Annotated in this window: 11 protein-coding genes; 3 read left to right on the top strand and 8 right to left on the bottom strand. The window is 62.1% G+C overall.

Features of this window, described 5'->3' with window-relative positions; genetic code table 11:
- Positions 1 to 7: 7 nt before the first annotated feature.
- Together HB860_RS09385 and maiA are read left to right on the top strand one after the other, a co-directional pair.
- The gene (locus HB860_RS09385) at positions 8 to 1,006 is read left to right on the top strand and encodes a fumarylacetoacetate hydrolase family protein (protein WP_247626442.1); all 999 of its coding nucleotides are present in this window, start codon (positions 8 to 10) and stop codon (positions 1,004 to 1,006) included.
- 73 nt (positions 1,007 to 1,079) lie between these two features.
- Complete coding sequence (maiA, locus tag HB860_RS09380) at positions 1,080 to 1,718, top strand: maleylacetoacetate isomerase (RefSeq protein ID WP_202045994.1); 639 nt, start codon at positions 1,080 to 1,082, stop codon at positions 1,716 to 1,718.
- A 78-nt stretch (positions 1,719 to 1,796) separates the two neighbouring features.
- On the opposite strand, the gene HB860_RS09375 is transcribed toward maiA, so the two are convergent.
- The 4 genes from HB860_RS09375 to HB860_RS09360 all read right to left on the bottom strand — a co-directional run bounded on the left by HB860_RS09375 (position 1,797) and on the right by HB860_RS09360 (position 5,569).
- Complete coding sequence (locus HB860_RS09375; RefSeq protein ID WP_247626441.1) at positions 1,797 to 2,297, bottom strand: thioredoxin family protein; 501 nt, start codon at positions 2,295 to 2,297, stop codon at positions 1,797 to 1,799.
- A 180-nt stretch (positions 2,298 to 2,477) separates the two neighbouring features.
- Positions 2,478 to 4,142, bottom strand: coding sequence for an asparagine synthase B (gene asnB, locus HB860_RS09370; protein WP_247626440.1), 1,665 nt, complete (start codon positions 4,140 to 4,142; stop codon positions 2,478 to 2,480).
- 193 nt (positions 4,143 to 4,335) lie between these two features.
- Positions 4,336 to 4,704, bottom strand: coding sequence for a cupin domain-containing protein (locus HB860_RS09365; RefSeq protein ID WP_205641951.1), 369 nt, complete (start codon positions 4,702 to 4,704; stop codon positions 4,336 to 4,338).
- A 115-nt stretch (positions 4,705 to 4,819) separates the two neighbouring features.
- Positions 4,820 to 5,569, bottom strand: a complete 750-nt coding sequence (locus HB860_RS09360) for an HAD-IIA family hydrolase (RefSeq protein WP_005302324.1) — start codon at positions 5,567 to 5,569, stop codon at positions 4,820 to 4,822.
- 201 nt (positions 5,570 to 5,770) lie between these two features.
- Between HB860_RS09360 and HB860_RS09355 the strand changes: the two genes are divergently transcribed.
- Positions 5,771 to 6,790: an adenosine deaminase gene (locus tag HB860_RS09355; protein WP_247626439.1), complete on the top strand. Its 1,020-nt coding sequence runs from the start codon at positions 5,771 to 5,773 to the stop codon at positions 6,788 to 6,790.
- Positions 6,791 to 6,866: 76 nt separating this feature from the next.
- Here the strand turns inward: HB860_RS09355 and HB860_RS09350 are convergent, their stop codons facing one another.
- From HB860_RS09350 to HB860_RS09335, 4 genes are all read right to left on the bottom strand, one after another.
- Positions 6,867 to 7,988 (bottom strand): alkene reductase, encoded by a 1,122-nt coding sequence (locus HB860_RS09350; RefSeq protein ID WP_247626438.1) that lies wholly within the window; start codon positions 7,986 to 7,988, stop codon positions 6,867 to 6,869.
- 155 nt (positions 7,989 to 8,143) lie between these two features.
- The gene (locus tag HB860_RS09345; protein ID WP_247626437.1) at positions 8,144 to 9,694 is read right to left on the bottom strand and encodes a TerC family protein; all 1,551 of its coding nucleotides are present in this window, start codon (positions 9,692 to 9,694) and stop codon (positions 8,144 to 8,146) included.
- A gap of 637 nt (positions 9,695 to 10,331) precedes the next feature.
- The gene (locus HB860_RS09340) at positions 10,332 to 10,847 is read right to left on the bottom strand and encodes a hypothetical protein (RefSeq protein WP_247626436.1); all 516 of its coding nucleotides are present in this window, start codon (positions 10,845 to 10,847) and stop codon (positions 10,332 to 10,334) included.
- 392 nt (positions 10,848 to 11,239) lie between these two features.
- The gene (locus HB860_RS09335; RefSeq protein WP_202045987.1) at positions 11,240 to 12,166 is read right to left on the bottom strand and encodes a cation diffusion facilitator family transporter; all 927 of its coding nucleotides are present in this window, start codon (positions 12,164 to 12,166) and stop codon (positions 11,240 to 11,242) included.
- Positions 12,167 to 12,319 lie beyond the last annotated feature (153 nt).

Here is a 12,319-nt window from a genome sequence, read left to right as displayed (position 1 = left end):
ATTCGATATGAAATTGGCAACCTTGAACAATGGCAAGCGCGATGGCGCCCTGGTGGTGGTCAGCCGGGATCTGACCCGGGCGGTGGCCGTGGCCGACATAGCCCCCACCCTGCAAGGGGCACTGGACGAGTGGGCCGATCTCGCCCCCCGGCTGACCGCCGTCTATCAGGCCCTCAACGACGGCGCCTGCCCCGATGCCTTCCCCTTCGATGAGACCGCCTGTCTCTCCCCGCTGCCCCGCGCCTACCAGTGGGCCGACGGCAGCGCCTACGTCAACCACGTGGAGCTGGTGCGCAAGGCGCGCGGCGCCGAGATGCCTTCGAGCTTCTGGCACGATCCCCTGATGTACCAGGGGGGCTCCGACAGCTTCCTCTCCCCCCGTGGCCCCATCGTCATGGGGTCGGAGGAGTGGGGCATCGACTTTGAATCCGAGGTGGCCGTCATCACCGACGACGTGCCCATGGGCACCAGCGCGCAGAAGGCCGAGGAGCACGTCAAGCTGCTGATGCTGGTCAACGATGTGAGCCTGCGCAACCTCATTCCCGGGGAGCTCGCCAAGGGCTTTGGCTTCTTCCAGTCCAAACCCTCCAGCAGCTTCTCGCCGGTGGCCATCACCCCGGACGAGCTCGGCGGCGACTGGCGGCAGGGCAAGGTGCATCTGCCCCTGGTGACCCAGCTCAATGGCGCCCTGTTCGGGGAACCGGATGCGGGGCTGGACATGACCTTCAACTTCTTCGAGTTGATCGCCCACGCGGCCAGGACCAGACCCCTTGGCGCTGGCTGCATCATAGGCTCGGGCACCGTCTCCAACTACGACAGAAGCCGGGGATCCTCCTGCCTCGCCGAGCGGCGGATGCTGGAAATTATCGAGTCAGGTCAAGCCACTACACCCTTTCTTCGCTTTGGTGATACAGTGTCCATCGCGATGCAGGATCGCAACGGGATGAGTCTGTTTGGCACCATTTTGCAACGGGTCACGCAAGGGGGCGCCAGTCAGACGAGCTAGGAAGGCCTGGGTCGGCCAAGGTCGGCCAGGCGACACGGCAGGTGGCACACACCTGCCACCATAGGGACATAATATGCTGCAGTTGTTTGGATATTGGCGTTCATCGGCCAGCTTTCGCGTACGTCTGGTGCTGCAACTCAAGGGACTTGGTTATGAGCAGCACCCGGTCAATCTGAGACAGGGTGAGCAGAAAGAGAAGGCCTATCGCCGGGTCAATCCCCAGGGGCTGGTGCCTTTTCTCATCGACGGGGATGTGCAGCTGGGTCAGTCGGTGGCCATCATGGAGTACCTCGACGAGACCTATCCGGCCTACCCCCTGATGCCCTCAGCTCCCGAGGAGCGGGCCAGGGTGCGCCAGATAGTCAACATGATCGCCTGCGACACTCACCCCCTCAACAACCTGAGGGTGCTGAACTACCTGGAGCAGGAGCTGGGGCAGGGCAAGACGGCGCGCGATGCCTGGTATCGCCACTGGATTGACGAAACCTTCACCGCCCTGGAGCAGCTGTTGATGACTACCGCCGGCGTCTATTGCGTGGGCAACGAGGTGACCCTGGCGGACTGCATGCTGGTGCCCCAGGTCTATAATGCCCGTCGCTTCAACATGACGCTGGACGACTACCCCACCATCGCGCGCATCGTCGCCAACTGCGAGCAATTGCAGGCCTTTATCAAGGCGGCTCCCGCCAATCAGCCGGATGCGCAGGCCTGACTCTTCCCCGTGATAAACAACAAACACCCCGCACCGTCAGGCGACCATGCGGGGTGTTTGCATCATGGCCTGGGCTTGTCAGCTGCGAGCATCCTGGCGCTCAAAGTAGCCGATAAACTTGCCAAACCTGGCCTCATCGTAACTTTTCCCCTTCTCCAGCAATCCGGTATTGAAGGATTCGAGCAGCTTGCCTCGGGCGTCCAGCACGTAGAAGTGGGGCACCCCCAGATACTCGGGATAGGCCTTGAGGAAGGGGGCGTTCTTGTTCTGCTCGCTGACGTTCACCTTGACCACCACGAAGGTCCGGTTGAACTGCTGTGCAAGCTCGGGCTCCCGGTCCAGGAAGCGGTTCATCTCCTGACACCAGCTGCACCACTCGCCCCCCACCAGCAGCAGGACCTGCTTGTCCTCTTGTTGCGCCCTGGCGGTGGCGGCCAGCAGATCCTTGGCGGGATCCCGTGTCTCGTCATAACCCTGGCTGTAATCGGGCAAGCCCCTGGCCCAGAGGTGGTCGCCCGCGCGGGCGGCGCCGTTGAACAGCAGGGTGCCCAGCACCAGGGGCAGTAACAGTCGTTTCATCTTATCTTCCTTGTATTGTCGTTGTTGCTTCCAAGCCGGAACAATGTGACACGAGCGAGCCCCTTCGCCAAGCGGCAAGCAGAGAAGGGGAAGGCCAAAAAGCGGGAATGAAATGGCAGAAAACAACAAAGCCCCTCGAAAGGGGCCTTGTTGTTTGGTCGGGCTCTGTCCGCTTGCGGATCAGTAGCTCTGCTGGTGGACGTCCATCACGGCGCGGCCTGAGGGGTCGGCCATCTCCTTGAACTTGGCATCCCACTCCAGAGCTGTGGGAGTAGAGCAGGCGACCGACTTGCCGTAGGGCACGGTGCGGGCGGCGGACTCCAGCGGGAAGTGCTCGTCGAAGATGGCGCGGTAGAAGTAGGCCTCCTTGGTGAGCGGGGTGTTGATGGGGAAGCGGAATGCGGCCGCCTCGAACATCTGATCCGTCACTTCGGTCTCGACCATGGCTTTCAGGCTGTCAATCCAGGAGTAGCCCACGCCGTCGGAAAACTGCTCCTTCTGACGCCATGCCACCTCGTGGGGCAGCAGCTCCTCGAAGGCTTCCCGCAGGATGTGCTTCTCGATCTTGCCGTTGCCGCACATCTTGTCGGCGGGCTGCAGGCGCATCGCCACGTCCATGAACTCCTTGTCGAGGAAGGGCACGCGGCCCTCCACGCCCCAGGCGGCCATGGACTTGTTGGCCCGCAGGCAGTCATACAGATGCAGGGAGGCGAGCTTGCGCACGTTCTCCTCGTGGAACTCCCGGGCGTTGGGGGCCTTGTGGAAGTAGAGGTAGCCGCCAAACAGCTCGTCGGAGCCTTCCCCGGAGAGCACCATCTTGATACCCATCGCCTTGATGTAGCGGGCCATCAGGTACATCGGCGTGGAGGCACGTATGGTGGTGACGTCATAGGTCTCGAGGTGATAGATGACGTCCCGCAGGGCATCCAGCCCTTCCTGCACGGTGAAGTGGATCTGGTGGTGTATGGTGCCGAGGTGATCGGCCACCTTGCGGGCGGCGGCAAGGTCAGGCGAGCCTTCCAGGCCGACGGCGAAGGAGTGCAGCTGGGGCCACCAGGCTTCGCTCTTGCCATCGTCCTCTACCCGGCGGGCGGCATAGAGCTTGGTGATGGCGGAGATGACGGAGGAGTCGAGACCGCCGGAGAGCAGCACGCCGTAGGGCACGTCACACATCAGCTGGCGCTTGACCGCCGCTTCCAGGGCCGCCTTCAGCTCGGCCTTGTCGCTGACGTTGTGCTCGACCGGGGCATATTCCATCCAGTCGCGCCTGTACCACTGCTTGAGCTCGCCATCCTTGCTCCAGAGGTAATGGCCGGGCGGGAAGGTCTCGACGCTCTTGCACACCGGCACCAGGGCCTTCATCTCGGAGGCGACATAGAAGTTGCCGTGCTCGTCGCGGCCGGTATAGAGGGGGATGATCCCCATGTGGTCGCGGCCAATCAGGTAGGCATCCTGCTCGGCGTCATAGAGGATGAAGGCGAAGATGCCGTTGAGATCGTCCAGGAAGGCGGGGCCCTTCTCCTTGTAGAGGGCGAGCAGCACCTCGCAGTCGGAGTGGGTCTGGAACTTGAAGTCGACCTTGAGGTGCTTCTCGAGTTCCTTGTGGTTGTAGATCTCGCCGTTGACGGCCAATACGTGAGTGCGCTCGGGGTTGTAGAGCGGCTGGGCGCCATTGCCCGGATCGACGATGGCCAGGCGCTCGTGCACCAGGATGGCCTTGTCGGAGCTGTAGACGCCGGACCAGTCAGGCCCGCGGTGACGCAGTCGCTTGGACATCTCCAGGGCCGATTTGCGCAAGGTGGCGGAGTCGGTCTTGATGTCCAGAATGCCGAAAATAGAACACATTGGCGGTAATCCTCTTGATTTTTATATGAGCCCCCCACGTTCGGGCTCGAAATTCCATTTACATTCCTCACCAATCACAATGCCTAGCGCAAAAACCTTTTGCAAGCGGGAAAACCGCACAAAATCATGCCGCCAACGTCAAGTCGGCGGGTGAGTATGGTGTCGACAACGAGGGGCTTGCTTGACGTGCGCGTCAGGTCGCGGCGGGTTCGAAGATCACATAGAGCTTGCGGCAGGCCACCAGGGTCTCCCACTCGCCGACGAAGCCCGCCGGGATGACGAACTGATCCCCCGGCTTGAGGTGCAGCTCGCCCCCCTGGCCGTCGTGGATCCGCGCCTCGCCCTCCAGCAACTGGCAGTATTCGTGCTCTGTGTAGTGCACGGCCCAGCGCCCCGGCTCGCAGGCCCAGAAGCCCACGTGAAACTGCTGGCTGGGGTCCGAATAGTGGTTCCAGAGGGTCTGGCTCGGGTTGCCGGCCCGGATCCGTTCGGGGGCGGGCATCAGCGGGGTGGGGGAGACGGGGTGCTGGTCCAGCAGGATCCAGTCGTTCAGGCTCTTCATGGTGCGTCCTTGGGGTGGCGAGGGGAGCGTCCTGCTCCCGTTTAGTTTGTTTAACAATGTTGCGCTTACGTTAAACGATGTGCGCCACCTTGCCAAGGGGGGCCAAGGAAGGGGATCAGACGATATCGATGTCCACCACGGAGTCGAAGATGTGATTCGGTCTGAACGGCATGCGGTCGATGTCCGCCACCTTGCTCACCCCGGAGAGCACCAGCACCGTCTCGAGGCCGGCCTGGAAGCCCGCCAGTATGTCGGTGCGCAGGTTGTCGCCGATGATGATGGTGTCGTCGGAGTGGGCCTCCATCCGGTTCAGGGCCGCGCGGATGATCCAGGCGCTCGGCTTGCCGACATAGAACGGCTTCTTGCCGGTCATCCGCTCGATGGGGGCGCAGAGGGCGCCGCAGGCCGGGTGCATCATGGGGCCATGGGTGTCGGGGTTGGTGGCGATGAAGCGGGCCCCCTGATCGACGAACTTGGCCCCCAGCTGCATCATGGTCCAGTTGTAGTTGCGGGTCTCCCCCACCACCACGAAGTCGGGGTCTATGTCGGTGATGGTGAAGCCGGCCTTGTAGAGCTCGTGGGTCAGGGCCCCTTCGCCTATCACATAGGCCTTCTTGCCATCCTGGCGCTTGAGAAAGTCGGCGGTGCCCATGGCGGAGGTATAGAAGCACTCCTCCGGCACTTCGATCCCGGCGGAGCGGAAGCGGTTTTGCAGATCTTTCTGGGTCTGGGCCGGGTAGTTGGTGAGGAACAGGAGCTTGCTGCCCTGCTCCAGCAGGCGATGAACGAAACGGTCGGCGCCGGGCACCAGATCGTTGTTGTGCAGGATGACGCCGTCGATATCACAGATGACGCTTTTCTTCATGGAAACTCCTTGTAGGGGGAGGTGGTTGCCAACCTCGAATGTCTTCAATCACTTATGGCTTTTTTGTGCCGCCATTATAAGGCGCTTTGATGACAAGTCTCCCCCGGCGCGCCAGATGGGTGCACAATGACCGCAGAGGGAGGGCGCCGTCGGCGCCTGGACTTGCCTTAACCATCAGGCGCTGACGATGGAGCCGTCATCATGGAGAACTTTATTGCCGGCTTGCCCAAGCTGGAGCTGCACCTGCATATCGAGGGCACCCTGGAGCCCGAGCTGATGCTTGCCCTTGGCCAGCGCAACGGGGTGACCCTGCCCTGGCCCGACGTCGAGAGCCTGCGGGCCGCCTATGAGTTCGACTGCCTGCAATCCTTTCTCGATCTCTACTACCTGGGGGCCAGCGTGCTGGTCACCGAGCAGGACTTCTTCGACCTCACCTGGGCCTATCTGGAACGCTGCGCCGCTGACAAGGTGGTGCACGTGGAGATCTTCTTCGATCCCCAGACCCACAGTGCCCGCGGTGTGCCCTTTGCCACAGTGCTCGGCGGCATAGAGCGGGCATTGCAGCGCGGGGAGAAAGCGTTTGGCATCAGCTGGCGGCTTATCATGAGCTTCTTGCGCCACCTGAGCGAAGAGGATGCCTTCGCCACCCTGCGCGAGGCCGAGCCTTATCTGGCCCGGCTGCACGGGGTCGGCCTCGACTCTGGCGAGCTCGGCAATCCGCCAGGCAAGTTTGCCCGTGTCTTCGCCCGGGCGAGGGAGCTGGGGCTGCCTGTGGTGGCCCATGCGGGGGAGGAGGGACCGGCCGACTATATCTGGCAGGCGATTCGGGAGCTGGCGGTGCGCCGTATCGATCACGGGGTGCGCTGCGCCGAGGATCCCGAGCTGGTGCGCTTCCTGGCCGACACCCGGCTGCCGCTCACCGTCTGCCCCCTCTCCAACGTGCGGCTCAGGGTGTTCGGCACCATGGCGGATCACAATGTGCTGACCCTGCTGGAGCAGGGGCTCTGCGTCACCATCAACTCCGACGATCCCGCCTATTTTGGCGGCTACATGGGGGCCAATTTCAGGGCCCTGGCCGACGGGCTCGGCGCCACGCGGGAGCAGCTCTGCCGCCTCTCCCTCAATGGGGTGGAGGCGAGCTGGCTGAGCCTGGCCGACAAGGTGAGGCTGACCCAGGAGATCAGGGGCTATGGTGCCTGTCACGGGGTGGCGCTCTACTAGTACCCGGACATTCAACAACAACGCGCCCGCCGATAAGGGCGGGCGCGTGGCACCGAGGCCAGGCTGGTTGCCAGTCTCAGGCAGGCTGCGACGCTGTCTCGGCCTGGTAGACGGGGTAGTCGATGAGCCCCTGCTCGCCGCCGCCAAACAGGGTGGCGGGATCATGGGGGGCAAAGGGATAGCCGTGACGCAGCCGGTTCGGCAAGTCCGGGTTCGCCACGAAGGGGCGACCGAAGCCAATCAGGTCGGCCCAGCCCGCCTGCAGCGCGGCTCTGGCCCGCTCGCCGTCATATTTTCCCGCATAGATGAGGGTGTTGGGGAAGGCGTCCCGCAGCCCCTGCTTGAAGCCCTCCGCCATCAGGGGGGCATCGTCCCAGTCCGCCTCGGCGATATGCAGGTAGACAATGCCTATTTCCCCCAGCAGCTTCGCGGCAGCCAGGTAGGTCTCCTGCGGGTTCGCATCCACTGTGCCGTTGAGGGTGGTGAGTGGCGCGAGGCGCACCCCAACCCGATCGGCCCCGATCTCGTCACTGACCGCTTGTGTCACCTCTTTCAGGAAGCGCAGCCGGTTCTCCAGGGATCCGCCGTAGTTGTCGGTGCGGGCGTTGGACTCGGAGTCGAGGAACTGGTTGATGAGGTAGCCGTTGGCGGCGTGCAGCTCGATGCCGTCAAAGCCGGCCTCCATGGCATTGCGGGCGGCCTGGCGGAACTGACCCACCACGGCGTCGATGTCGGCCTGGGTCATGGCGCGGGGAGTGACCGTCTCCACAAAGCCGGGAGTATCGCTGCCGTTGTCGACAAACACTTTCACCCCTTCGGCCTTGATGGCGGACGAGGAGATGGGCTGGGCGCCGCCGATGTTGTCCGGGTGGGTGACCCGGCCCACGTGCCAGAGCTGGGCAAACATGATGCCCTCCCTGGCGTGCACCGCATCGGTCACCTGCTTCCAGCCGGCCACCTGCTCGGCGCTGTGGATCCCCGGGGTCCAGGCATAGCCCTTGCCCAGGGGATCTATCTGGGTGCCCTCGCCGATGATGAGACCGGCGCCCGCGCGCTGGGCGTAGTAGGTGGCCATCATGGCGTTGGCCACGTCACCGGGCTGGCTGGCGCGGGAGCGGGTCATGGGCGGCATGACGATGCGGTTGGAGAGGTGCAACTGGCCGAGGCGAAGGGGGCAGAACAGGGGATCGTGGTGCATGGTGAATTCCTCGTGTTGAGATGGAGGAGACTCTAGAGGGGATTGTCATTGTGAAAAAGAGGGGTAATTGCAGAAGAGAATTGCCATTGGCACAGCAATGGGCCTGAGGCCATGAAAAAGAGGGCCTGTTGGCCCTCTTTTGATGTCGTGGCAGATCAGGCGGCGCTGGCGCCTATCGGGGTGACCCGCACCCGCTCTATCCGGCGCTCGCTCACCGCCAGCACCTCGAAACAGAGCTGGCCCAGACGCAGTTGCTGGCCGTTGGTGGGCAGGCTGCCGAAGTGGGAGAGCAGCATGCCCGCCAGCGTCACATACTCATCGCTCTCGCTCACCAGGCCGTCATGGCCCAGGGTCTGCTCTATCTGGTGGATGTTGGTACTGCCGTTGATGAGCCAGCTCTCCCCCTCCTGGACGATGTCCGGGGTCTCATCCTCGTCCGGCAGCTCGCCGACGATGGCCTCCAGCAGATCGTGGTTGGTGACCAGCCCCTGGATGATGCCGAACTCGTCCGCCACCAGAATGAGGCTGCCCCTGGCCTGGCGCAGCTCCGCCAGCAGCCGGATCACGTTGATGGTCTGGGGCACTATGATGGGGTCATTCTGCCTGGCGAGCTCGACCAGGGACTGCCCCTCGTTGAGGGCAAACAGCAGATCCCGCGCCTTCACCACCCCGATGATCTCGTCCAGCTCCCCGTCGCAGACCGGGAACAGGCTGTGGGGGGCCCGCTGCAGCAGGGTCCGGATCTCGTCCGGGGAGTCATTGACGTCGATCCACTCCATCTCGGCACGGGGGGTCATGATGGTGCGGATGGATCGCTCGGCGAGCGACAGCACCCCGGTCACCATGTAGCGCTCTTCTTCTCCGAAGCTGATGGGGCGGGGGGCCTCCATCTCCTCTTCCTCATCCTGCTGTAGGTGCTGGTTGGCCCGGCTGCCCCCCATCAGTTTGAAGATGGCGGCCGTGGTGCGCTCGCGCAGGGGCTGCCTGGATTCGTGGCGCTGGGCACTGCGCTGGGCGAGCTGGTTGAAGAACTCGATGAGCACAGAGAAGCCGATGGCCGCATAGAGATAGCCCTTGGGAATGTGGAAGCCGAAGCCCTCCGCCACCAGGCTGAAGCCTATCATCAGCAGGAAGCTCAGGCAGAGCACCACCACGGTGGGATGGGCGTTGACGAAGCGGGTCAGGGGCTTGGAGGCGATCACCATCACCACCATGGCGATGGTCACGGCCGCCATCATGACGCCCAGGTGTTCCACCATGCCGACCGCTGTGATGATGGAGTCCAGGGAGAAGACGGCATCCAGCACCAGGATCTGGGCGATCACCACCCCGAATCCGGCATAGACACCGGCCGGGCCCTGCTCCTCCGGCTTGGCCTCCAGTCGCTCATGCAGCTCTGAGGTGGCCTTGAACAGCAGGAAGAGGCCGCCCCCCATCAGGATGAGATCCCGCCCCGAGAAGGGGTGATCCCAGATGTGCAGTATGGGGGTGGTCAGAGTGACCAGCCAGGACATCACGCTCAGCAGGGCGAGGCGCATGATCAGGGCCAGTGAGAGGCCGATGAGCCGGGCCTTGTCCCGCTGGGCGGGAGGAAGCTTCTTCACCAGGATGGCGATGAAGACCAGGTTGTCGATCCCGAGCACTATCTCGAGGATGATCAGGGTGAACAGACCGACCCAGATAGACGGGTCCAGCAAGAATTCCATTAGGATGACCTCAATAAAAACAGACGCAGTGGATGTCGCTCACGGCAAGGGGCCGTGACAGGGCAAGGCTGTTTTCAGAGGCGTTGGTTGAGCAGGTACAGATAGGTTTTGATGGGGAAAAACGAAGGGCTACTTCGGGGATTATCCATGATGGGCAATAAAACCTCGGGTCAAAAGTGAGCCCTGATGATAACGGCTATCACCGATTTGGCAAGCGCCGGGCACACATAGAGATGAGCGACTACCGGGCACGGGGTGCCTGCGCTGCCGGGGCGGCCCATGGAAAGCCGCTCGCCATATGGAGGAAAAAGGCACAAGACGCAGGGGCTGTCTATATCCGCGACTGGACAATGTGTAACAACCTATTTCAGGCGCCTATTATTTGGTGCTTGTTTTAATAAATGTCAGCTCATTTGGTTATATAAGAAAGCGGTCGGCCCCGCGGCTGTTTATGGTGTCGATGACAGGGGGGGTATTTGAAGGGAGGCTGACGCCTCAATATAAAACCTCGAAGATGAAGAGAGGCGTGTTGGCGCTTCAATATAAGGCGTTGAACATGAAGACAGGGAGGCATTGCCTCCCTGTCGGTCAATCCCCTCATGTCATGGGGATCTGGTGTCGAGCGTAATTGACCCCGTCACTGGCCCGTGTAGGCGGCGCCCTGAACATGGCCCTTCTTGTCACTGAGGCAGGACCAGGGTGCATCGGCACCCGGCACCTTGATGGTGACGCCGACCCCGGCTTCGGAGTCCATGACGTCAGTCACCTGAAGCTGGGCCTGGGGCACGTTCGTCTTCTCTGAGACCGCCTTCAGACAGGCTTTCTCCGCAGGGCTGGCAGGGCTTGCCGAGGCCGCAGGGGCTACTGACGTGGCTGCCGGGTGGCAGACGCCCGAGCCTTGCTTGCTGTTGTAGGAGACATCGTACTGGCCCCCGGTGTTGCTGATGGAGAGGGTGACTCCCGCGCCCTTGGCCTCATAGAAGTCATCGCTGAACTTCTTGAGCTTGGCCTCCTTGCCATTGATATAGACGGGGCCACCCTCATCGCTGTGCATCTGGTTCTGACCCGGGCACTCGTAATTAAGCTGGGGAAGGGCAGCACTGGCCGTGCCCGCCATGGTCAATGCAAATACTGTGATCAACACCTTTTTCATGGGACTTACCTTAACTGTTTAACAAAGTGGAATAAGTGTATTTGTTTTTATTGTCCGGTGGATAACAACATCACTGTATTTCGGCGCGCAGTCGGCCGTTTGTCCTTGGCGAAAACAAATAGCTGGCCGACTTAATTTTAGCAACGAAATTTTCGTAACTTTTTGTGCCGTTGAAAATGGTTATTGATTCAAGGGACTCGGCAAACGGTTTTCCCTGTCAATGGTTTAAAGATTAAAAAAAGCAGAGAAATTTCGGGCAGGAGAGGGGCGGCGAGAGTGACAGCAAGAGTGACGCAGGATGAGGTGGCAGGCGGGTTGCCGGGGCCTTGCCTGGGGCCCTTGTCACGCGGGGCGATGGGGCCCCGCGTTGCATCAGGATGGCAAGCGCCGGATCAGAGCCAGCGTTTCTCGCGGGTGAAGCAGACCGAGAGCCAGGCATCCCCCAGGGTGTCGCCGAGGCGGGACCAGAGCTCCTGGCGCAGGGCATCCTGGCGCTCTATGGGCCACTCCTGATCCGGGGCCACCAGTATGTTCAATTCCAGATCGAAGCGGCGGCCGCTCTTGGCCAGATGGCTGTAGCACTCGATGCCATGGCGCAGGCGAAGGGCCTCGATTTCGCTGGCCACCAGTTGGGAGACATCCCCCTTGGGGGCGATTTTCAATACTTCCCGCAGGTTGCGGCCGAGCACCTTGATGGGGATCAGGGTGGCGCACAGGGCGAGCAGGGTGACCAGTACCGGGTCTATGTAGCGGTTGTACTGGCCGTAGCCGAGGGCGTCGAGGCCGATGGCGACCACGAAGCCGATGAGCAGGGTGGCGCTGAGCAGGGTGTCGACCAGCCACTCCTTGGAGTCGACCCGCACCAGTTCGGAGTCGATCCGCTCGGCGACGCCCGCCTCGATCCGGTAGATGATGGCGCAGAAGAAGGTGCAGACTGCGGCGTAGATGAGGGCGTGACCAAGGTCTATCTCCCGTCCCCCTTCGAGCAGGGAGGTGATGCCGCTATGGAGGGCGCCGAGGCAGAGCAGCAGTATGATGGTGCCGTTGATGACGTTGGTGATGGGCTCGAAGTGGGCGTAGCCATACTGGAAGCGCGCATCCGAGGGGCGGGTAACGAGATAGGCGGTGATGAGTCCGAGGCCCGTCATGCCCATGCTGAACAGGGTGAAGATGCCATCGAGCATGATGGCGTTGGAACCGACGAAGAGACCGTAGCCGATCCCGAAGATGGCGAAGCTGATGCAGCCGAACAGCGACAGGGTCAGGGCCTGCTTCTCGGTGCGAACCAGCGTACTGATAACATGGCTGTAATGAGCCATAAAAGTCCTCCTTTCAAATGGTGAAGATTGAACGCGCAAGCGGTTTTCTAGCTGATATACTGCCCGCTCACATGTGAGCGGACTGGTTCGGGCGCCCGCAAAGAGGCAGCCCCGAACGGTCGTTGTCGCCGGAATGCCGGCATCAAGCAAAGG

The sequence above is a fragment of the Aeromonas genomosp. paramedia genome, from assembly GCF_023093515.1.
In the GTDB taxonomy this organism is placed as follows: domain Bacteria; phylum Pseudomonadota; class Gammaproteobacteria; order Enterobacterales; family Aeromonadaceae; genus Aeromonas.
Note: the sequence above shows the minus strand (reverse complement) of the source record. Positions and strands in the feature narration are given on the sequence as shown.

What these genes read in the sequence shown, in the direction of transcription:
- HB860_RS09385 (WP_247626442.1), top strand. Translation starts at nt 8, where the DNA reads ATGAAATTGGCAACCTTGAACAATGGCAAGCGCGATGGCGCCCTGGTG.
- maiA (WP_202045994.1), top strand. Translation starts at nt 1,080, where the DNA reads ATGCTGCAGTTGTTTGGATATTGGCGTTCATCGGCCAGCTTTCGCGTA.
- HB860_RS09375 (WP_247626441.1), bottom strand. Translation starts at nt 2,297, where the DNA reads ATGAAACGACTGTTACTGCCCCTGGTGCTGGGCACCCTGCTGTTCAAC.
- asnB (WP_247626440.1), bottom strand. Translation starts at nt 4,142, where the DNA reads ATGTGTTCTATTTTCGGCATTCTGGACATCAAGACCGACTCCGCCACC.
- HB860_RS09365 (WP_205641951.1), bottom strand. Translation starts at nt 4,704, where the DNA reads ATGAAGAGCCTGAACGACTGGATCCTGCTGGACCAGCACCCCGTCTCC.
- HB860_RS09360 (WP_005302324.1), bottom strand. Translation starts at nt 5,569, where the DNA reads ATGAAGAAAAGCGTCATCTGTGATATCGACGGCGTCATCCTGCACAAC.
- HB860_RS09355 (WP_247626439.1), top strand. Translation starts at nt 5,771, where the DNA reads ATGGAGAACTTTATTGCCGGCTTGCCCAAGCTGGAGCTGCACCTGCAT.
- HB860_RS09350 (WP_247626438.1), bottom strand. Translation starts at nt 7,988, where the DNA reads ATGCACCACGATCCCCTGTTCTGCCCCCTTCGCCTCGGCCAGTTGCAC.
- HB860_RS09345 (WP_247626437.1), bottom strand. Translation starts at nt 9,694, where the DNA reads ATGGAATTCTTGCTGGACCCGTCTATCTGGGTCGGTCTGTTCACCCTG.
- HB860_RS09340 (WP_247626436.1), bottom strand. Translation starts at nt 10,847, where the DNA reads ATGAAAAAGGTGTTGATCACAGTATTTGCATTGACCATGGCGGGCACG.
- HB860_RS09335 (WP_202045987.1), bottom strand. Translation starts at nt 12,166, where the DNA reads ATGGCTCATTACAGCCATGTTATCAGTACGCTGGTTCGCACCGAGAAG.